21 protein-coding genes are annotated in these 19,834 nt (G+C 41.7%); 6 read left to right on the plus strand and 15 right to left on the minus strand.

Annotation, left to right across the window (positions count from 1 at the left end; translation table 11 throughout):
* Positions 1–2: 2 nt before the first annotated feature.
* On the minus strand, positions 3–896 hold the full coding sequence (locus tag BZA03_RS18435) for an acyltransferase (protein WP_014950733.1): 894 nt from the start codon (positions 894–896) through the stop codon (positions 3–5).
* Positions 893–1,807, minus strand: coding sequence for an acyltransferase (locus BZA03_RS18440; RefSeq protein ID WP_014977421.1), 915 nt, complete (start codon positions 1,805–1,807; stop codon positions 893–895). The genes BZA03_RS18435 and BZA03_RS18440 overlap by 4 nt, the downstream gene beginning before the upstream one ends.
* Before the next feature lie 113 nt (positions 1,808–1,920).
* Between BZA03_RS18440 and fghA the strand changes: the two genes are divergently transcribed.
* Positions 1,921–2,763 (plus strand): S-formylglutathione hydrolase, encoded by an 843-nt coding sequence (fghA, locus tag BZA03_RS18445; RefSeq protein ID WP_014950731.1) that lies wholly within the window; start codon positions 1,921–1,923, stop codon positions 2,761–2,763.
* Between the two features lie 77 nt (positions 2,764–2,840).
* On the opposite strand, the gene BZA03_RS18450 is transcribed toward fghA, so the two are convergent.
* The 9 genes from BZA03_RS18450 to BZA03_RS18495 form a co-directional block, all read right to left on the minus strand.
* The gene (locus BZA03_RS18450; protein ID WP_014950730.1) at positions 2,841–4,961 is read right to left on the minus strand and encodes a bifunctional diguanylate cyclase/phosphodiesterase; all 2,121 of its coding nucleotides are present in this window, start codon (positions 4,959–4,961) and stop codon (positions 2,841–2,843) included.
* Positions 4,962–4,970: 9 nt separating this feature from the next.
* The gene (locus BZA03_RS18455; protein ID WP_014950729.1) at positions 4,971–5,456 is read right to left on the minus strand and encodes a Rab family GTPase; all 486 of its coding nucleotides are present in this window, start codon (positions 5,454–5,456) and stop codon (positions 4,971–4,973) included.
* Positions 5,457–5,468: 12 nt separating this feature from the next.
* A complete protein-coding gene (locus BZA03_RS18460) occupies positions 5,469–7,235 on the minus strand; it encodes an OmpA family protein (RefSeq protein ID WP_110289532.1) in 1,767 nt (588 codons plus the stop codon).
* Positions 7,236–7,238: 3 nt separating this feature from the next.
* Positions 7,239–7,790 carry a hypothetical protein gene (locus BZA03_RS18465; protein ID WP_014950727.1) on the minus strand — a complete coding sequence of 184 codons (552 nt, stop codon included), beginning with the start codon at positions 7,788–7,790 and terminating at the stop codon, positions 7,239–7,241.
* Positions 7,791–8,341: 551 nt separating this feature from the next.
* Positions 8,342–9,196, minus strand: coding sequence for a nucleotidyl transferase AbiEii/AbiGii toxin family protein (locus tag BZA03_RS18470; RefSeq protein WP_181417311.1), 855 nt, complete (start codon positions 9,194–9,196; stop codon positions 8,342–8,344).
* Positions 9,180–10,211, minus strand: coding sequence for a type IV toxin-antitoxin system AbiEi family antitoxin (locus BZA03_RS18475; RefSeq protein WP_110289534.1), 1,032 nt, complete (start codon positions 10,209–10,211; stop codon positions 9,180–9,182). The genes BZA03_RS18470 and BZA03_RS18475 overlap by 17 nt, the downstream gene beginning before the upstream one ends.
* Before the next feature lie 145 nt (positions 10,212–10,356).
* Positions 10,357–10,653, minus strand: coding sequence for a hypothetical protein (locus tag BZA03_RS18480; protein WP_110289535.1), 297 nt, complete (start codon positions 10,651–10,653; stop codon positions 10,357–10,359).
* Positions 10,653–10,937 (minus strand): pyocin activator PrtN family protein, encoded by a 285-nt coding sequence (locus BZA03_RS18485; protein ID WP_110289563.1) that lies wholly within the window; start codon positions 10,935–10,937, stop codon positions 10,653–10,655. Before BZA03_RS18485 ends, BZA03_RS18480 begins: the two co-directional genes overlap by 1 nt.
* Before the next feature lie 854 nt (positions 10,938–11,791).
* Positions 11,792–12,118: a hypothetical protein gene (locus BZA03_RS18495; protein ID WP_110289537.1), complete on the minus strand. Its 327-nt coding sequence runs from the start codon at positions 12,116–12,118 to the stop codon at positions 11,792–11,794.
* A gap of 108 nt (positions 12,119–12,226) precedes the next feature.
* On the opposite strand from BZA03_RS18495, the gene BZA03_RS18500 reads away from it, so the two are divergent.
* Together BZA03_RS18500 and BZA03_RS18505 are read left to right on the plus strand one after the other, a co-directional pair.
* Positions 12,227–12,535 (plus strand): hypothetical protein, encoded by a 309-nt coding sequence (locus BZA03_RS18500; protein ID WP_110289538.1) that lies wholly within the window; start codon positions 12,227–12,229, stop codon positions 12,533–12,535.
* A 52-nt stretch (positions 12,536–12,587) separates the two neighbouring features.
* On the plus strand, positions 12,588–12,980 hold the full coding sequence (locus tag BZA03_RS18505; protein WP_110289539.1) for a hypothetical protein: 393 nt from the start codon (positions 12,588–12,590) through the stop codon (positions 12,978–12,980).
* A gap of 40 nt (positions 12,981–13,020) precedes the next feature.
* On the opposite strand, the gene BZA03_RS20520 is transcribed toward BZA03_RS18505, so the two are convergent.
* From BZA03_RS20520 to BZA03_RS20440, 4 genes are all read right to left on the minus strand, one after another.
* Positions 13,021–13,398, minus strand: coding sequence for a DUF6527 family protein (locus BZA03_RS20520; protein WP_110289540.1), 378 nt, complete (start codon positions 13,396–13,398; stop codon positions 13,021–13,023).
* Positions 13,373–14,551: a ThiF family adenylyltransferase gene (locus BZA03_RS18515; protein WP_110289541.1), complete on the minus strand. Its 1,179-nt coding sequence runs from the start codon at positions 14,549–14,551 to the stop codon at positions 13,373–13,375. Before BZA03_RS18515 ends, BZA03_RS20520 begins: the two co-directional genes overlap by 26 nt.
* Positions 14,526–14,801, minus strand: coding sequence for a multiubiquitin domain-containing protein (locus tag BZA03_RS18520; protein WP_110289542.1), 276 nt, complete (start codon positions 14,799–14,801; stop codon positions 14,526–14,528). The genes BZA03_RS18515 and BZA03_RS18520 overlap by 26 nt, the downstream gene beginning before the upstream one ends.
* Before the next feature lie 257 nt (positions 14,802–15,058).
* Positions 15,059–15,232: a hypothetical protein gene (locus BZA03_RS20440; RefSeq protein ID WP_012519784.1), complete on the minus strand. Its 174-nt coding sequence runs from the start codon at positions 15,230–15,232 to the stop codon at positions 15,059–15,061.
* A gap of 537 nt (positions 15,233–15,769) precedes the next feature.
* On the opposite strand from BZA03_RS20440, the gene BZA03_RS18530 reads away from it, so the two are divergent.
* From BZA03_RS18530 to BZA03_RS18540, 3 genes are all read left to right on the plus strand, one after another.
* Positions 15,770–16,885 (plus strand): HigA family addiction module antitoxin, encoded by a 1,116-nt coding sequence (locus tag BZA03_RS18530; protein ID WP_071959949.1) that lies wholly within the window; start codon positions 15,770–15,772, stop codon positions 16,883–16,885.
* A gap of 77 nt (positions 16,886–16,962) precedes the next feature.
* Complete coding sequence (locus tag BZA03_RS18535) at positions 16,963–18,609, plus strand: class I SAM-dependent DNA methyltransferase (RefSeq protein ID WP_110289543.1); 1,647 nt, start codon at positions 16,963–16,965, stop codon at positions 18,607–18,609.
* Entirely contained in the window at positions 18,606–19,826 is a 1,221-nt protein-coding gene (locus BZA03_RS18540; protein ID WP_110289544.1) for a restriction endonuclease subunit S, read from the plus strand. Before BZA03_RS18535 ends, BZA03_RS18540 begins: the two co-directional genes overlap by 4 nt.
* The last annotated feature ends 8 nt before the right edge of the window (positions 19,827–19,834 follow it).

The following is a 19,834-nucleotide window of genomic DNA, read 5'->3' on the forward strand; positions in this document are numbered from 1 at the left end:
AATTACGACTCCAACATTTTCTTTATACGGTTGTCTTTATTTTCCCATAGACCGTTCAACCAGTTTTGGAAATAAAGACGAAACTCAGACTCAGTGCGTTCTGAATGCTGTTGTAATTCAGGTACCGGCGTAACGTTCACATCGATCACGATTTTTGTCATCTGACCGCTAAGCATTGCCATCATAGGATGACGCTTATTTTCCGGGTAAAGCAGCGAGATATCTAACACGTTGGTAAATAATTCGCCCATAGCTGAGAGCGTAAAGGAAACGCCGCCGGCTTTGGGGGGCAGGAGGTTTTCATAGGGACTTTGCTTTGACAGATGCTTCAATGAAGTAAATCGAGTTCCCTCTACAAAGTTAATGACCGTTGTGGGCACCGTTCTAAACTTCTCACAATACGCTTTGGTGGTTTCGAGATCCTTTCCTTTTTTCTCTGGGTGCTTTTCTAAATACGCACGGGTGTATCTGTGCATAAACGGCATATCAAGTGCCCAGGCACCCAGTCCGACAAATGGCAGCCAAATAAGCTCTTTCTTAAGGAAAAATTTGGGTGCAGGAATGCGGTTCGTTGCGAATTCAATGAGCAGAATAATGTCGAGGTAGCTTAAATGATTGGCAATAATCAGATACCAACGGTCTTTTGACAGTTCGCCGTGTACCGAACACTCAATATCGACGCGGTTAAACAAGCGTATCATGAGAACGCTGACCCGTCCGAAGCTAAACATTAGCCCGTGCATCACTTTATTCCATGCCGTTCTTATCTTTCCGTTAGGCATAATAAGTTTTACCAAACCCAGTAAGATAATTAAGCCTCCCCACAACGCAAGATTGAGGATTTGTAGTGAAGTATGTAATACGAAAATAAAAGGAGCGAGTACTGCGCGAATCATAATGGTTTCTGTGTTGCGTTTAGTGAATCTAAAAGTTGATCTTTGGCATGCCAGCGTTCATTCAACCACGTCTGAAAACGGGCTCGAACTTGCGGATCATCAAAATAATTGTCGCTGAAAATGCCGTTTTCCATAATGTCTTTGATGGGCATTACGTTGATATTCACACGAATATCACGAACCTTACCACTAACGAAGTCCCAAAAAGACGGTACGCCGTTCGGATAATCAATTGTGACATCAATAAGCTTATGCAAATGATCGCCCATTGCAGACAAAACGAATGCTATGCCACCTGCTTTAGGTTTAAGTAAATGAGTGAAAGGCGAGGCCTGCTTGTCGTGCTTGGCTTGCGTAAAGCGGGTGCCTTCAACAAAATTCATAATACTTACAGGCTTATTTCTAAATTTCTCACACGCTTGGCGCGTGGTTTCCATATCCTTTCCTTTCAAATGCGGGTTTTTAGCCAAAAATGATTTGGAATATCGGCGCATAAATGGAAAATCGAGTGCCCACCAAGCCAGACCTAAAATGGGAACATAGATAAGCTCTTTTTTGAGGAAAAATTTCAAAAATGGGATTCTTCGGTTAAATACACGTTGAAGAACTAAGATATCGACCCAAGATTGATGGTTAGCAACAACGAGATACCAATCATCTCGAGTGAGTTTTTCTAGTCCGTTTACTTGCCATTTGGTGCGTCCGCTGATGCGCTGATTCAGGTTATTAACGCCGATCCACGCAGTCGCGCATGCGTCGAGTAAATAAGAAATGAATCGTCGCCACGGCGCAATAGGTATAAGTTTAAAAATAGCCAATATGAAAATAGGCGTTGACCACACTACCGTATTGACGAAATAGCAGATGACCGAAATAGTGCCAACAATATGATGCAACAGTGCTTTTACCATTGTACTTACCTCAAAAATTAGGCGCTTAGTGTAAACGAACTTGATCTAAAATCCGATAGAGCCTTTACTGATTCCACAATAAAGGTGCAAATTTACGTATTTAAGGAGCTGAAATGGAGCTTATTGGCGAAAATAGAGCATTCGGGGGACGGCATTTACGCTATACCCATAAAGCTGAAACAACACAATGCGATATGACCTTCGCAATTTTTCTTCCCCCTTTCGCCTCGAAAGAAAAGCCTGTGCCCGTGCTTTACTGGCTGTCAGGGCTGACATGTACCGACCAGAACTTTATGCAAAAAGCCGGTGCAATGAAGCTAGCGGCGGAATTAGGTATGGCTATTGTTGCGCCCGATACATCCCCCCGTGGCGAGAACGTTCCTGACGACGAAGAAGGATCTTATGACTTTGGCCTTGGGGCAGGCTTCTACGTTGACGCTACGCAGGCGCCGTGGGATAAGCATTACAAAATGTATAGCTATATTGTGAACGAGCTACCTGCGCTTATTGAAAGCGAGTTCCCTGTAACCAAAGAGCGCGCTATTAGCGGTCACTCAATGGGCGGACACGGTGCTTTAGTTATTGGCATGCGTAATCCTAATAAGTTTGTATCGGTATCGGCCTTTAGCCCTATCTCAAATCCTTCAGATTGTCCGTGGGGCGAGAAAGCCTTAGGTCGATACTTAGGCGATGACAAGGCAGCTTGGCAGGATTACGACGCCTCGTTGCTATTAGCAAGCAAAACACACAGTGTACCTCTACTAGTAGAGCAAGGGACAAAAGATGAGTTCTTGCACGAGCAGCTGAAACCTCAGTCACTTGTTCATGCTGCGCAACAGTCAGATACGCAACTTACGCTTAACATGCATGAAGGTTACGATCATAGTTACTTCTTTATTGCATCATTTATTGAAGAGCACTTGGAGTTCCATGCAGGACACATGGGGCTAATTTAAGCGTAAAATACAAACTGTAAAAAAGCCGGATCGTACTCCGGCTTTTTTGTTTATGGCTGATGAAGCTTTGCTTAAGCTTACTTTAGCTTTTGCGCTAAAGTTATAAATTCAGGTATGGCAACGGGGCGCTGATATAAGTAACCCTGACCATAAGCACACCGATGATTTTGCAAAAACTGTTGCTGCTGTTGGGTTTCAATACCTTCTGCAATAATCTTAATGTTTAAGTTGCTCGCCAGTCCAAGAATAGCCTGAACGATAGCTTGGTCGTCGGTGTTTTTCTCAAGTTCACTGACAAAGGAACGGTCAATCTTAAGCTCATCGATAGGCAGTTTCTTCAGATACACCAGTGAACTAAAACCTGTACCGAAATCGTCAATCGACACGGTGATCCCCATTGCTCGAAGCTCGTTGAGTAATACTGAAACGGTATCCAAGCTTTCCACAAACACGCTTTCGGTTAACTCGATAGATAAGTTTGAGCCGGGGAGTTGGTGATCTTCCAATGCGTTTTTAATTTGGTTTAGTAGTGCTAAATCTGACACTTGGCGGCCAGAGATATTAATGGCCAACCTAATGTCTAAATTAGAAGCCTTTAACGCTTCTATAGCATCACAAGCTTCATTGATAAGCCACTCGCCGAAAGGGAAAATGAGTTCACTTTTTTCAGCAAGAGGAATAAACACTTCTGGGGAAATAAACTTACCTTCCGGCGTTATCCATCTTGCCAATGCCTCGCATTTAACAATTTTGCCAGTCTCTAAATCGACAATAGGCTGCAAAAAGAGTTTGAGTTCATTGTTTTCGATGGCAGAACGTAGCTGACTCTCAAGCTCGCTAATTGCATGATGTTGTTTGTGTAGTTCTTCACTGTAGGTAAGTACCACATTGCGACCTTGGTATTTAGCGGCCTGCAAGGCGATGTCAGCACACTGAAGAAGTGATTCGGTTGACGGGCAGTGTCGGGGAAAGTTCGCTTCGCCAATATTTATGCCTAAATTCGGCTCGCTGCCATTGAGAACGGTATAGGTTTGAGTGAGCTTTTTGACTAGCTGCTCAATATACTCGGCACTGATAAGTTCGTTAAAGGTATCTTCACGTTTCACCAATGCAAACTCATTGCTGCCTATTCTCGCTATAAACCCGCTGTTGCCGACAAAGGTCTGCAGTCGCAGTGCGAACGATTTAAGGATCTCGTCACCCGACTGATAGCTAAGTGATTCATTTATCTTTTTAAAGTCGCATATATCTATGATGAACAACTTGAATGCGATTTCTTCCTGAACCAGTCTTCTTACTGTATCGGTAAACAAATTGCGATTGGCTACCTTTGTTAACGAGTCCATTCCACTGGCAGTTAATACGCTCTCTTCTTTATTGTGGATATGGGTAATATCGGTAAGTAGGTAAACCCAATGGGTTAACTCATCCCCTTGTAATACAGGGTGAATGGTAACCTGAAGCCACACACCATAATCGTCAACAGGTTGCCAATAAAGCTCACCTTGCCAGGGGGCTTTTCGCTGCACTAGTGCGGGAAGAAACGTTGCCGGCGCATCAATATCAGTAAGAAGCTCGTTGACGCGAATAGAGCTTGGCGTTGTGCTATTACACAGCAGCAATCTATGAGACGCTTTGTTGTCCAATATCAATCCGCCTTTGTCGTCTAAAATGACAACGCCGGTTTCCAGGTTGTGAATAGCTTGCTGAATGGGCGGAACGAGCTTTTGAAGTCGGGTGTTCTTGCGTAAAACACCATTTAATTTGTGCCTAATATACTCATGCTGACCTACAATTTCGTGATGGCTTAGCAATAATTCCCGCGCGGCTTGCAGCGTTTTACGTTTTTCGTCAAATTGCTCTTCTACGTTTTTAACGACCAGATAGCGAGAACCCGATTCGCTATTGATTGCCAATGCTTCTAAGCGAAGTACTTGGCTCTCATTGTGCTCCGTCCAAAAGCCAGATGAAAGTGTAAATGACGTTTCGCCTTTCCATACCTCGTCGGCATCGAGAAAAAAGTCGTCTAAAAAAATGGAGGGGATATGCTTCTTTTGCAGTTTGTTGTTTTCGTCAATCGTCACAACATTTGCTAGCCATGGAAGTTCTGGCGTTAAGCATTCAATGTCGCTTTCGGAGTTACACCTAAATAGCGCGCAGTTAGTAATGCCTAATGCATTTAATAAATGAATATCCATGGCAATCTCCTACCAAAACGCAATTGTACTGAATAAATTCTCTACATTTTCACCGGTCTTTGCGCTGGTCTTCGTTAGTGAAGCGAATTTTTGAGCGTAAGAATTGAGTTCTTCCTCACTCCAGTGCCAACTTGTGGGGAGGTCGGTTTTATTTACAACAAAAAATGCGGGGATATCGGGGTAGTGTTCGCGTGCGAGTTCTAGAATTTCCATGCCTTCAAGCAAGGATTGAGACCGAGTTTGGTCAACTACAATAATGTAGGCGCTTGCGCCGCGAAGGTAGCGAGGGTTGAAGCCACAGTATCTGTCGATACCTTCTAAATCCCAAAGTAGAAGCTGAACGCCGCGTCCGTCTTTATTGACTTGTTTCTTGTCTATTTTTACGCCAATAGTGGTCTTGTATTTTTCGGAGAAAATACCTTCAACGAACTGTTTTATCAGGCTTGTTTTGCCAACACCAGTGGGCCCTAAAATACATACTTTTTTCTGTATCACTGCAAAGCTTCCTTACTGCTGCTCACTGGATATTAAAACGTTTAACATGACTGAACGCCCCATTGATGCTTTCTGCAATGGTAGCTCTCCTAAGCTTACAGGTATAAGAATATCACTTTCTACGCCAAGTGAAATTAATGAATTCACAACATTCTCTGCTCGTTTTTGACTCAATGCGCGATTTCGTGCGCTTGAGCCTGAATTATCACTGGCACCCATTACAACAATACTGACAACAGTTTTTGTCTTGTCAGCAAGGGTTAACAATTGTTTTATGTCGTTTGCCAGAGGTTCTAATTTTGCTAACTGTACTTCAGAAAGCGCTTCTTGGTTAGTAGCAAAAAGTACATTTTGTGAGGAAACCTTATTAACTAATCGGTTCAATGCGGCTTTCTGGAGCTCAGCATTGTCAATTTGATAGGCTGCTTTGACGTTTAGCGCGGTGGTATCAACGTTAACTGTCGAAATACCAGGAATAGCGTTTATTTGCTGAGTAAAGTTAATTGCGGTTGGGGTGAATACGGTTCCTGAAATAATAAAGCTATGGTCATCACCTTTTTTAACTAATAGGCTTTCTGATTCGCTGAGTGGATAGTCGCTCACGAGCTTTTCAAGTTTGCGTTCAACCACACTTGGTTTTAAAGAAACAAAGGGTTCTTCAATAACAGTAACTCTTTCTGCATCGATGTTATTATCGCTAAACCATTGTTCGATGCTGGTAGCGACTGGGTCGCGAAGGACTTTAGCGTGCACATTCCCATTGGAAACATAAGTATCAGTTACTATGATTCCAGGTGGAGGAGGAAGCTCGTGTAAGTCGCTTTTTAAGATGCTTAGCGACAAACGCATAAAAGACAGCACTGCAAGTGCGAAAAAAATCACCAGAAGCACTAGTGCGCCTATTAATCGGTTTGATTTTTTTCCTTCACCCTCTTTTCTTTCGCTTATTAAGCAGTCTGAAAGAATGGTTTCGCAACCGTCGAAGGGCGCATTGTCACCTTCATAAGTGAGCAACGGTTGTTGATAGAACTGATGAAAGTCTTCCAACGCCTGTTGAAGTTTTCCGCGTACCTCTGGAGGAATACTGCCCGTAACCGCAGCAACAAGCAGCGCTTGTGGCCCAATTTTTATTAGCAGCGTAAAGTCTTCCGTTTTTATCTCGCCGAGCTCGTTTTCTGACTCGGTACTGGTAACGCCAAACGCATCTGCCACAAAGTCATTAATGGCCACTAGCATTGACGAAATTAAGTCTGCGTCTTTTTCTTTATCAGGATCTGAAGAAATGCTGTGAAGTAGCGTGCCGGTCTCTCGATGAATGACCAGCAGCTGTTGGACTTGGTATTGGTAAATTTGAGATGCGACAAATTCAGAATACCTGACTCCGGACTGCCAAGCTTTGAATCGCCAAGATACGCTTTTGGGACTTAAGCTGTTTTCGATAAGCGCGTTAGTGCGCTCGACAAACTCAACAAGAAATGAAGATACCGCCTTTCTTACCAGCGTGCCAACCAAGGGATAAAGTGTACCAACAATCTTGTCGCTATTAGCTTCTATAGAGCGGTGAAGCGACTTCTCTACAAGAGGAACAAGTACTTTGTTAACTGAGCCGTCCTTTGTTTCGCGTTCAAAGAGCGCTTCAGAAACGACGTTTGTCACGATGCCTTTCGCATCGCGATTCAACTTTTCTTGAACGAACTTGTCGTCCCTTCCAATGAGTAGCTCTCTGACTTTGTCTAGAGAGTTGTCAGATAGCTCCGACGGCGGCACTTTTTCAGTCATTAATTAATGATCTGTAGCGAGGTTGGTGGCCATAGTCGAAAGTAAGTTTGCCAACGTTTTTCTATCGGTTTTACTTTCTGAAAGCTCACTGGTTACCTGCTGAAGCTTCTCTAGCAGCTCTTGGTGACGCTTACTAAATAAATTATCAAGCGACTCTAGTTCTTTAACCACATGAGCTTCCAATGCATCGTTGTCATTCTTTGCAGCAGTTTCCGCTATCTCCAATTCACTTTGCAATTTGTCAGTGGTGTTTTGAAGTTGCTCTTGCACGTTACTGTGGTTGTCGTTAGCACTGGCCAACTGATTCGATAATTCTGTGATCTGTTGGTCAATAAGCTTACGTATATCGTTGAACTGATTATCAAGATGCGTATTCAGTTTAGAGAAGCTGTCGTTGACCCGTGACTCCAACGCAGAAAGATCTGCACGGAATGCACGGTTTGTTTGACCAAACAAAATTTCTCTAAGTTGAGCAAGTTCGTCTGCTGGTTTGGGCGCGCCTTCAGTTTGAGTTACGTCTTGCGCTTGCTGATCCTTCGGCTTCTTGTCCGCCATAAAATGTCTCCGGAAGGCGCAGTTCTTTGCGTTGAACACGCTAATGAGCTGCAATCACATTTTTGTCTGTGCTAATAATTATGGTTATTACCTTATACAATAGCCGCTAATCGTGAACTTTGAAATACGCTAAAAGCATAATAGTGGCAAATACCTACAAAAATCCTTATACAAAAAACGCCATCTTTTCAGTAAGTTGAATAATCTATGAAGATTTACTTATGCGTTCTACGATTTGAGCTGTTTTTTAAGGCTGGAATAGGCCTATCAAATAATGGCAAGCGACATTGTTTTTTTATTGAACATAGGTACTATACGCCGCTCGCGCGTACGCGAGGTATATAAGTAATAACTGTGTCTGAGGTTCCTGTCGTGTCTATCACTCCGCTAAATCGTAAATTCTCTGTCGCTCCAATGCTGGATAGTCACGCCTAATTTTAAAACGCCTTGATATATATGGGGATTTCGGTAAAAAGTGACATTCGTTGTATTCCTATTGTGTTCCTCAGTGTAAGGATATTGACGGAAATATCCAGAAACAACCGATGGTTTTATCCTCCATTTAGCCTATCTTTTATAATTTCGATTAGTATGTTGGTTTCGTCATAATCTGCGACAGTGTACTTTGTTATATCAACCTTCATGCGCTCTAAGACTCTATTGTTATTTAGCAAAGCCTGCGTTATGTAGGTCATAGTTTTCTCATTCGCAATGGCCGCGACTTCGTCCGCCAACAACATTGCAGTGGCATTCATAATGTCGTAATCCTGCGTATCCATATAATCTTGTTCGTAAAGCGCATCTACAACCGCAGGAATCTTGCTGTAGTGTTTTATTACATAATAGATATCAATGGCGTCTTTTCCCTGATACTCACGACCTCGTTCAGTCCAAGCGATAAGTTTCAGTAACAATATTCCTGCCGGAGATGCTACTTTTACGCTAATTTCGGGGCTTTTTATGAGGGTAACGTTCCAAGCGTTTTGATAAACTTCATCGAATCCTAGCACGCTCATGACAAAATCTTGTTTTGGCGGCCAAGCAATCTGGTCGTTATCGTCACTGACCCCACCAAACGGAATCAAGTCGATTTCCCAAGGCAAGCCGTCACTGTCAGTCGTGTTTAGTTGATGTGCCTTCTTCGAGTGGGGTGTAAATCCCGCTTCTATCAGTGCAGTTCGTAACACTTCGTAATGCTCCCAATTCTGCACTTCGATACCAAAGTCCACATCTTTCGTACCGCGCTCGATAGCAGCGTTATAGCCGTGAACCAAGATAATATCCCGTGCAGTAGCCCCTACAATTAGCAACGGAACACTTAGCTCTGCGGCAATACCGTGGATTTGACTATATACCTCGACAAGCCCTGTGGGCAGTTTTTCGGATACATCAAGCGAGGTGGTCATGGTAGATCCTTTTGGCAGTTTCAAGGTTGCGAGGGTCATCGCTGTTGAGTAGTTCAGCATAGACTAGCAATGGCGCGATATAGCCAGGTAACTCACCCCTAATTTTATCGATTCCCACAGGCGGCTCTACAATTTTCAGTATATTAACGTCTGTCTCTTCAGCACGTAGTCGGCGTAGCCTGAACGTTTTTAATAGGGCTTTATGTGCTTCAGTATCAGCATATATCTGGTATGTTTTGGGGGTAAGGTAATGAGTATAGGCATCAGCGGCGACCTCTCCGCCCCAGAGTGCTCCGTACTTATCTAGTGGTGCGTTACGAAGCTGCTCAATATTCTGAGGAACATATAGCTTCTGCTCCAGTTTAGCTTCCATGTTGTGTGGATAAGCGTCCAGCCATCGCGTTAGAAGCAGATCTTTTTCGTTGAGGACGAGTCCCTTTTTCCCTTTTTCGAGAACAAATGTCAGTTGCTTAAGGTCATCTAAAACTTGTTTTACAGTGCCTAAAGCAATTTCAGCTTGCTCCGCAAGTACCCGCATTGGCTGATTAACAAGCTCAGGCTTCAATAACAACATCATGACCAGTTTCATGCCTTTAGGTTGAAACGCCTTTCCTGTTAGCTTTCTCGCGTGTTGTATTTGATGCTCTTTAGGTGGTTTCTTGCCTCTAATATCGATATAAAAAGGAGGTATGTTGAGGTGCGCATTACCTGCCAGATCTAGATAATCGATTTGCAATTCCTGGCAAAGCTCGGCAATGTTTTCGTTGATAAAAGTTGTAACAATAAGTTTTTTTTCGTCTCTAAAAACTGCTTTTTCTAGCTGAAGTTTATGCAGTCTGTGGCGAGTAAGTCTCTCCTTTGCTTCCACACACCAAGTATGTTTCTGGTTTCCGTGAGTGATCGTCAGCTGTCCGTCCGTTTGCTCAGCATTTCGGGCATTGTGATGCGTATAAGTGACATTTAGCTTGGTATTTGCGGTTAACAGTTTCGCAGCTTCAGCTAGTAAGTTATCCATTTGTTCATTTATCTTTTATGTTCACTATTGTTGAACGGTACGAAAAAATGAACGGAATTGCAACCTTTGTTCATTATTTTTAAATGTTCACTTTTTATGAACGCTGACTCTTAATGAACAAGAAGACATCCATGTCCATCATTTTTTAGGGCAGAAAGGGAGCCTTTAGAAAGTTTAGTAAGAGCTTTTGCTCTTTTTCCTCAAACATGTATGCAGCTTCAATATAATTGAATGCAGCAATATCTTTCTCATCTTGCGTCCATACCGCTTTAAAAAAGCGGAAAAGAAGGCGCTCATTTTGGTTCATGTAAACCTTGCTATCATCAATAAGTGTGAGTTCGCTGAGCGAACCATTGAAATGCCAAAATATGGCGAGCTTGGGGTAAGGGGAAATCATTGCTTCAAAACGCTTAATTGAGCATTCGTGGAAGGATGACGCCATTAACGTTTCCTTCTTGCAGAAGCCAATTCTCGGGCACACTCCTTAAGCGACTCCATCGCATTCTTACGTTTTTTCTCAAGCAAAGCGCTAAGATCATCAACATGTACCAAGTACGGGCTGCTCTGACGGTTGCCAAGGCGAAAGATATTAAGTTCGATGTCGCCAGCTTTAACTTGCTTGATAGCAGTGTCGTAGGATACTTCGATGTACTTCTCCACTACATCGGTGAATGGGATGATTGCGCTACCAAACTGGGCAAGTAGGCTAAGGGTAGTAGAATTCATAGTTGTCTCCATTACTTCATTTTTCGGTTTTTTTCGTTTTAAATCTATCAGCTTGGCAAGGCCAAAAAGGCTAATGCAGCCCTTGTATTCTGATCGAATCTGTTTGTAGGAAGGCTCTTTGTTCAGTCGTTGCTGAAAGTGAGCTACGTTGGTTTCTCCCAGCCAACTCTTAATAGTTTCATTTCGAAGAGGAATGTCTTCTACTCCGAACTCGTTAATCAAGGTATACAAAGTATTCATATCAAGTTATCCACAGAATGTTGATGAAATAGTTGGTTTTGATGCGTGAATTATTACTCAGACTGAGGTAACTTCAGTTGTTCCGGTTAGACGAGAATTCAGCTTTTTTGAAAAAAGTTAAACGGAATTAAAAAGTCTGAATCCTGCCGTTACATGGCAGGTAACGTCTTATAAGTTATTGGTATGGTGACAGGGCTTTTGTCGTAAGTTTGTGAGGTCTAAATTCTGAATCGTGCAGCACAGCTAGAAAATGGTAAACGTAAAAGGCTTGCGGAAAGTGAGGGAGCCGAAACTTTTAAATCAGCCTACCAGTGTGAGAAATGTCTTGAGCGGCAACGTGTTGACATCCCAGATCCAGTTTTGATTCAAGTGAAACTAAGCCAAGCACATATGCAGGGCTGGATCAGAAATACAAAAAACAGTGAATGTATTGATTGCAGGAAACATAAACGCTATATGACTGATGTGCCTGACTATGCAGCTCTATTTACTGATAGTGGAGATGAGTTGGAAGAGTTTATATTAAGCAAACTCAAGAATCCTCCAGAGGGGTATAAATTATATTTCGATTGGCCCTTTTGAAATAAAGCCAGCAAATTGCTGGCTTCAGTAGTTCAAAGTCTCTTGATGAACTTTGAAACGCTACAGTTGAACAAATAATGAAAATGAGGCAACGCGGCGCTTTCGAGAACGTGCTGCGTGACTTCTGACTCAAAATGTTTCAGAACCGAGAAGTGCGGTGTGAAATAAACGCCCGCCACGGTTCTGAACTTCTCGTCCAAACTCATCATCAAATCCAAGCTGAGCAGCAGAAACTCAGTTTGAGCTGCATAATTTCTCACGTAATAGATATATGAGCCTTCGCTCTCGTATAAAGCAATGTAGTCCTCATCATCTGAGATGCAATGCTTTGGCTGTTCAACAACTGATAGATGCGTCATGTCTTATTTCCTTTCCTAGTTAGTCTTATCTTTTAATAAGTCAGTAGTAGGGAAATTTTTCTGATAGAGAGACTAAGTAATTATGAATAACAATAAAAAGGAAAATTCATGACTACGAATACATACCTATGCTCTGCAATCGTATCCGATGTTTTTAATAACCTAGCAAATGCATTTATGGCTTATCGAGATGAGTTCGATGGAAGTCAGTACAGAAACAATCAGCATATCGAAGACGTTATTATGAATGTCATTTTGCAAAATCACATTGTGTCGAATCCTGCATATTTTCCCGTGATACGTGAACTCATCGGCGTTGTACTGAGCGAACCGGAGTTTTATGCGGAATGGACAGAAGATGATATTGATTTTTTCTCTGGGCAAATGAATTTTGAGTTTGAAAAGGGGGGCGAATAATTTCCTTATCGAATACCTAATTATTCCTGAGGTCAAAAAGAGGAATATTTACATGAAAGACAGCAAACACAGCATCGTAAGAAAATATGTACGGCAGTCCCGCTCACCGTTTGATGGTGACGACTCAACAATTTTACTGCTAGCAACCGTGTCCGAGGACAACGATCAGATAACTGTAAGCTACGATAGGTACATCTATCTGCATAGGGATCAGGTGGGGCGCTGGCTGGGTATTTCAATCAGCAAAGCTGTAGAAGAGGAACTAGCAGATGGGGGCGGTAAGTACAGAAAAAGTGCTCCTGCACTGAAGGTTTTATTGCGTTATTATAGCGATATCAAGACTTTCTTAAGCTTCTTTTCAGATGAAGTCGAGACGATTTTCGGACTGGATTCTGAAACTTGGCTTTACGCGTGTAAGGCGAGATGGAAAAAGCTTCTCAAATAAAGTTAAGCAACTCCTATTGGAGTTGCTTATCTTTTACAAACTAATGAAAGTATCTGTTGTATAGCTGCTTGAGTTTACTAAATACAGATTTATTCTTTGGTTGCTCAGAAGCTCGCTGAGCCTTCCGCGTCAATGCATCCCCAGAATCTTTGCACCATGAGATTTTATTATTTTTTACAAAATAATGAGATCTGCAATCGAAAGACCAGTTACCTATCGATGGATGCAACGATATCGTTTCCCCATCATAAGTAAGCTTCCAGTCTGACGGACTTAGAGGAGTTACAACTTCGTTTTTACAACCACATCCACATAAATGAACACAAGTGCCGTACTCCAGAGATATAAACAATGTATCAGGCGATATCTCGTCAGGTATGAGGTCTACGAATTTATGCTGCAAATTCTTCCTCCCCAACTAACATATGCGCATTTATAGTATACGTAGAGTTATATTCTTTAATGTGGTCGTGATAATAGCCACAAACTTTTTTCCATTTAATAACGGCAAGTACGGCGTTAAGAGCATTTAGCTCAGATATCTGAATGTTAGAAGCATATTCGTCTTCTTCTTCAGTTTGATAGGGAACATAGTTATCAACATGGGAATTTTTATCAGGTGTACTGAGGGTTGTCCTTAGGATGCCTGTTAATTTGTCATTAGCAACTTCAATCCCTATTCCTACGTCAACGAAAGCAATTTTCTGAGCAGTCAGGTAATTAAAAATGACTTTCTTTGCAGAGCCTTCATCAATACTAATAAATACAAAATCGAGGCCACGCAGCATATCTACATTGTCTTCATCAATGAAGCAGGCATGACTAACAATTCCCCTGTGCATCTTTTGATAGCGAGATTTGTGATAGTCTACCTTGGATTGTCTTTCCCGTAATTCTGAAAGCGATGCCGCTCCAGGTGACCTAAATGCATTGTGCTGAACGAAGTCATCCGCATCGAACAAATGAATTTCTTGCACTGGGGTTTTTGCTACGAAATCTAAAATGTAAGAACCTGTTCCGCCTAAACCGATAACGCCGATTTTCTGTTCTTTCAATGTTGACGATATAGCAGTAATACCCGCTCTACCTGAATTGGTATCGATGTAATTAAATACTTCAGATTCTTCAGGAGTAAGTACAGGCTTGAACGTTTTAGCCTTAACGTTGGGGTCTAGCGAGTAGGCTGGGGCAGTAATTATGGATATATATTGAGTGAATTTATGATAGTAGTCAGTATAACCACTACGTGGTTTGTTCGAAAATGACATGTCTGGCGATATATCAGTAGTCAATCGAACTTTTCTGCAACTATGCATTATCTGTTGAATTGGAGAACCATCTTTATTGCAAGGTTGGACACCCAGAAAATACATCACGTGGCTTGAAGGTCTACACGTTATGTTGCCCCGAAGGGTCAGGTCTGACACTAAAGTGCCAAACCTGATTTGCTTACTGCTATCGACGTATGGAATGTTAGAAATAACAGCATGTGCGTCTTTGACAGTTATTTCATAACCTTCGTTTTGGAGCCTGAGTAAATCAGGGCTAAGATTTATTAGTTGCTGTGACATTGAAAATCACTCCATCTTTGATCCTGACTTTATCGCCCAAAACCAGGCTACCCTCTTTTTTTCCGACTCCACGTTTGAAAGTCATGGTATATATCTGATTTTGACATTCTTTGAATTCACCAAATGCCAATTTGACGATCTCTACGAATGTTAGGAATTTATCTTCTACAGATTTCATCCTTCCGTTCACAATAATTTCGAAGATCTTATCTTTTTTCTTCGAATGGTCTTGCTGAATATTAGGTTGCATAGCGCACCCTCCAAATTATAAAAATTAAGCTAATACTCGTTACGAGTGGCCGTTTGAGTTGAGTTCTCGAAAGCGTAAACCTTCGATGGGTAGGAGGAAATTCTTGTAATCTGAAGTAGCTGTGTTTATGCTTAAATTTCATCTTTGCAGGATGTTAAGCAAGACTGAGGGGGCATGAATCCTCCGACGTATTGCCCCGAATAGCCATTTGGTAGATGGCTATTCACACTTCAGAGAAAGTAGATGAAATAATTCATCTACTTTTCTTTCCTTACGCCCTTGAATGGGTCGGTGCTTGATGTTTTCACATCCATAAATCTCCCTGTATCCGCATCTCGTTTAACCCAATGGCCGCTAGGCGTTTGCGTTTGAGAGCGGTCTCTCACTGCACCATGTCGGCGGTTGTCACCTGATTTACCATTTGTTGCCATAATTTTTCCTCATTAGTTGTTTAGTAATCAGAGATTGCAACAAGGCTACGGATCTGATGTTGCAATTCTTGATCTATCCTAGATCGGGTGAATTCAATTAGCAACAAAAAAATTACCAAACACTTCTATTAAATTAATTTTGGAATTATTGTTAAATATTTGGATTGTGATATTATCGAGTAGTTGGGCTATTGTCCTGGAGGAGTGATTGAACATTCAATTTATTAGCAGTGAGCTGCGAGAGTTGTGCAATAGCAAAGTAAATCTGGAAAATCGTTTCGACACTAAGACAGCAAATATACTCGGTAGGCGATTAACACAACTAGCAGCAGCGGAAAGCTTGAACGAGTTTTCGCCAGAAGGAAGCGCACCAATGAAATGCAGTTGTGATCGAAATTATTCAAATCTATTTAAGGTTCCGGTGGGAAGAGATCTTAATCTCACCTTCACGTGCGATTTGACGTTAGCAAGTAATGACCCCAATGATTGGGAGAAAATTACAAGTATCAAAATTGAAAAGATTGGGAGTGCGAAAGCATGACAAATCAACACAGTGAGTTCAATCCAGACTATTCATACCATCCAGGTATATTTCTGGAAGAAGAGCTTGAGGTGAAAGGAATGACTCAAGCTGAGCTTGCGAAAAGATCTGGTATTACAGCGAAAACGATTAATTCGATTATTAAGGGAAGTGCCTCAATATCTTCGGAAACAGCCGTTATTTTAGAGTGTGTATTAGGGAAATCGGCATCCTATTGGCTCGGTCTGGATTCTCAATATCAAATTCATAAAGCAAAAGTCGAGAATGATGAACTTCTCAGTAAAGAGATTAGCTTTTTGGATGAATTAGATCTGAAGTGTTTAATAAAAGAGCGATGGATAGAGCAATTTACTGACAGGCTAGAGCAATTGAAAGAATTGTATCGGTTTTTTGGTGTGGCAAGTAAAAAGCAAATTCCTCAAGTTTGGTCTCAGTTAGAAGTAAGTTACAGAACGTCTGAAAAGTTTCAACAAAGCCATTTACATATATTGGCTTGGTTACGTAGAGGTGAGCTTTTAGCACACCAGATTAAATGTTCTCCGTTTGATGCAAAGAAATTTAAAGATGCCCTATTAAACTGCCGCAAGCTTACCGTTGAAGAATTTTCCGATATGAGAATAAAGCTGCAAGAAATCTGCGCAGAAGCTGGTGTTGCAGTTGTTTGCGTGCCTGAGATTAAGAAAGTATCTACAAGTGGAGCTGCTCGGTGGTTGGATAAAAATAAGGCAATGATTCAACTGAGTCTAAGAGGTAAACGCGATGATAAGTTTTGGTTCAATTTTTATCATGAAGCTGGTCACATTCTTTTGCATGGAAGAAAAGAACAGTTTATCGACAATAATGGCAAAGCAAATCCCTTGAGTGAGGATAGTTATCATACTGAAGAAAATAGGTTTAAGGAAAAAGAGGCGGATGAATTCGCTGCAAATTATCTTATACCCAGAAAGGATTTCTCATTATTTGTCTCTAACTCTGATTTTAGTGAAAGTAGTATCTGTCAATTTGCTAAAACTCAAGGAATAGCTCCAGGTATTGTTGTCGGTCAACTTCAGAGCCGAGGTTACTTAGATTGGAGCCAGCTTAATAATTTGAAAAAGAAATACGACTTTTAACGATAGTCACATCGTGAAAATTTGAGAATTTAACAAAGCTCTTAAAGTTCAAATCAGTAAAAGGCAATTATCGAGTAATGCTAACAGGCAAACTAAAAAATCAAGTCGATGAAATCTGGGAAGCCTTCTGGACGGGTGGTATTACTAATCCTATCTCAGTTATCGAGCAGTTCACTTATCTTCTGTTTATTCGTCGTTTAGACGAAATACATACGGCTCGTGTAAAAAACGCGCTGGTCATGGAGACCGAAATCGACAAGCCTATTTTCGGTACAGAGCAAGACAGCTATCGCTGGAGTAAATTCAAGAACCAAGATCCACAAGTTATATTCGAGTTGGTTCGCGACAAGGTGTTTCCGTTTATTAAAACGATAAACGGTGAAGATACAACCTTCGCAAAACACATGCGAGATGCCATTTTTATGGTGCCTACCGCTGGCCTGTTGGATCGCGTTGTTACCATGATTGACAAAATTGACATGGACGACAGAGATACCAAAGGTGATTTGTATGAATACATGCTCAGCAAATTACAAAGCTCAGGCACGAATGGTCAGTTCAGAACACCGCGTCACATCATCCAAATGATGGTTCAAATGACAGCGCCAAAACTAGATGGCGATAAGTCAGACGTTATCTGCGACCCAGCCTCCGGCACCTGTGGTTTCCTTATGGCAGCTGAAGAGTATGTGCGTAATACTCAGGGTGGTGCGCTAATGCGCCCAGAAAACTCAAAGCACTTCCATAACCAAATGTTTAATGCCTATGACTTCGACCAGCATATGCTCAGAATTGGGGCTATGAACCTAATGTTGCATGGCGTGGAGCACCCAGTTGTTGAATATCGCGACAGCCTAAGCGACCAGGGCGAGCATAACATCAAAGACAAATTCACACTCATCTTGGCAAACCCACCATTTAAAGGCAGCGTGTCATATGATGACTTAGCGCCGGACTTACTTACCGCGTTAGGTAAAACACCGAAGAAAGCCGCAGCTAAAACAGAGACAGACGAAGAAGGTAACAAGAAAAAGAAAAAAGGCCCCTCTGAAAAAACAGAGTTGTTGTTTCTAGCACTCATTCTTAGAATGCTTCAGCCTGGTGGCCGTGCTGCGGTTGTAGTGCCTGACGGTGTGTTATTTGGTTCTACAAAGTCTCATAAAGAAATTCGCAAAACGCTTGTTGAAGAGCACAAGCTTGAAGCGGTTGTCTCATTACCTTCAGGTGTTTTCAAGCCGTACGCGGGTGTGTCAACAGCTATTCTGTTTTTCACTAAAACCAATGATGGCGGCACCGATAACGTATGGTTTTACGACATGCAGGCTGACGGTTTTTCTCTCGATGATAAGCGTACGCCGCTTATCAAAGAGCAAGCCTTAACAACTGAAGCTGATGCGATTGACTATAAAGCGGCTGAAGGTGAAAGCCTTGAGAAGGGCCAGGCACCTTCAGAGCTTGAAAATCATAAACTCAATAACATTCCAGATGTGCTGTTCCGTTGGCAGCATTTGCAAAATGAAACAGGTCGTGAGCGCACTGAACAAAGCTTCTTCGTACCATTATCTGACATTCAATCAAATCACTATGACCTTTCTATTAATCGCTACAAAGAAGTGGTGTATGAAGAGGTTGAATATGAGTCACCTCAGGTGATTTTAGAACGAATTAAAACGCTTCAGGCTGAGATGGAAAAAGGGATTGCTGATTTGGAGGCCATGCTGTGAAATGGCCGTTGGTTAAAGTTTCGGATATTTGCAATCAAATCCGAGGCGTATCTTATAAAAAGGATCAAATTTCTGATTTACCTAGAGAAGGTTTTACTAAGCTCTACCGTAGCAATAATATATCCTCGGACGGCTCACTAAACGAAAATAAGTTAGTCTTCGTCAGTGAGAGTTGTATTTCAGATAAACAATTGCTTCAACAAGGTGATGTCTTTATGACTGCATCTACCGGAAGTAAGAGCGCTATAGGTAAGAATTTGCAAATTCACGAAGCGGATAAAGTTACGTTTGGAGCATTTTGTAAGGTTTTAAGACCTCAATCTGGCAAGGTTGATTTCAAATATTTTGGATACTTTTTTAAACGCGCTGAGTTTCGTAACTACATATCGAATGTTGTTGAAGGCGCTAATATAAATAATCTCAAAAATGAGCATATTGACTCTTTAGAAATCCCACTTCCCCCTCTGCCCATTCAAAAGAAAATAGCGGCGGTTCTCGAAAAAGCAGATAACTTGCGCCAACAAAGCCAGCAGATGGAGCGAGAGCTTAACTTGCTCGCGCAAACTGTGTTTTTAGATATGTTTGGTGACTATAGAAAAAATGCTATGTCATTGAAAAGTAGCCTTGGCGAAGTCGCAGATGTTCGCTCTGGGGTTACAAAAGGTCAAAAGCTTGAAGATCATAAATTAACTACTGTGCCTTATATGCGAGTCGCAAATGTGCAGGACGGATACTTGGACTTATCAGAGATTAAAGATATAACTGTTAAAGCTAAAGATTTTGAAAAGTACCAGCTAAAACCTGGAGATGTTCTTATGACTGAGGGCGGCGACTTCGACAAGCTGGGGCGAGGTGCAATATGGAGTGGACAAATAGCAAATTGCATTCACCAGAACCATGTGTTTAGAGTTCGACTTTGTGATAGATACGTTCCTGAGTTTTTTGCCTATTACCTACAAACACCATTTGTGAAACAGTATTTTTTAAAGTGTGCTAAAAAAACAACTAACTTAGCGTCCATCAATATTACACAATTGAAAGGGTTACCTATTCCAGATGAAAGCTTAGGGAAACAGCAATCTTTCTTACGATTTATTGACGAACTAAAAGCTTTGAAGGAAGCGAATTTTGAGCAGCAGGAACAAGCGAATACTCATTTTAATTCTCTAATACAACGTGCTTTTAAAGGCGAACTTGATTTAAAAGATGTAGCATAAGGATGTAA

The sequence above is a fragment of the Alteromonas sp. I10 genome (assembly GCF_003201515.1).
Taxonomy (GTDB): Bacteria; Pseudomonadota; Gammaproteobacteria; order Enterobacterales; family Alteromonadaceae; genus Alteromonas; species Alteromonas macleodii.

Bases quoted from the DNA above. Each gene is read 5' to 3' on its own strand.
- BZA03_RS18495 (WP_110289537.1), bottom strand. From the start codon at position 12,118: ATGACGCATCTATCAGTTGTTGAACAGCCAAAGCATTGCATCTCAGAT.
- fghA (WP_014950731.1), top strand. From the start codon at position 1,921: ATGGAGCTTATTGGCGAAAATAGAGCATTCGGGGGACGGCATTTACGC.
- BZA03_RS18515 (WP_110289541.1), bottom strand. From the start codon at position 14,551: ATGTCACAGCAACTAATAAATCTTAGCCCTGATTTACTCAGGCTCCAA.
- BZA03_RS18520 (WP_110289542.1), bottom strand. From the start codon at position 14,801: ATGCAACCTAATATTCAGCAAGACCATTCGAAGAAAAAAGATAAGATC.
- BZA03_RS18435 (WP_014950733.1), bottom strand. From the start codon at position 896: ATGATTCGCGCAGTACTCGCTCCTTTTATTTTCGTATTACATACTTCA.
- BZA03_RS18440 (WP_014977421.1), bottom strand. From the start codon at position 1,807: ATGGTAAAAGCACTGTTGCATCATATTGTTGGCACTATTTCGGTCATC.
- BZA03_RS18470 (WP_181417311.1), bottom strand. From the start codon at position 9,196: ATGACCACCTCGCTTGATGTATCCGAAAAACTGCCCACAGGGCTTGTC.
- BZA03_RS20440 (WP_012519784.1), bottom strand. From the start codon at position 15,232: ATGGCAACAAATGGTAAATCAGGTGACAACCGCCGACATGGTGCAGTG.
- BZA03_RS18465 (WP_014950727.1), bottom strand. From the start codon at position 7,790: ATGGCGGACAAGAAGCCGAAGGATCAGCAAGCGCAAGACGTAACTCAA.
- BZA03_RS18530 (WP_071959949.1), top strand. From the start codon at position 15,770: ATGACAAATCAACACAGTGAGTTCAATCCAGACTATTCATACCATCCA.
- BZA03_RS18535 (WP_110289543.1), top strand. From the start codon at position 16,963: ATGCTAACAGGCAAACTAAAAAATCAAGTCGATGAAATCTGGGAAGCC.
- BZA03_RS18475 (WP_110289534.1), bottom strand. From the start codon at position 10,211: ATGGATAACTTACTAGCTGAAGCTGCGAAACTGTTAACCGCAAATACC.
- BZA03_RS18485 (WP_110289563.1), bottom strand. From the start codon at position 10,937: ATGAATTCTACTACCCTTAGCCTACTTGCCCAGTTTGGTAGCGCAATC.
- BZA03_RS18460 (WP_110289532.1), bottom strand. From the start codon at position 7,235: ATGACTGAAAAAGTGCCGCCGTCGGAGCTATCTGACAACTCTCTAGAC.
- BZA03_RS18480 (WP_110289535.1), bottom strand. From the start codon at position 10,653: ATGGCGTCATCCTTCCACGAATGCTCAATTAAGCGTTTTGAAGCAATG.
- BZA03_RS18450 (WP_014950730.1), bottom strand. From the start codon at position 4,961: ATGGATATTCATTTATTAAATGCATTAGGCATTACTAACTGCGCGCTA.
- BZA03_RS18500 (WP_110289538.1), top strand. From the start codon at position 12,227: ATGACTACGAATACATACCTATGCTCTGCAATCGTATCCGATGTTTTT.
- BZA03_RS18505 (WP_110289539.1), top strand. From the start codon at position 12,588: ATGAAAGACAGCAAACACAGCATCGTAAGAAAATATGTACGGCAGTCC.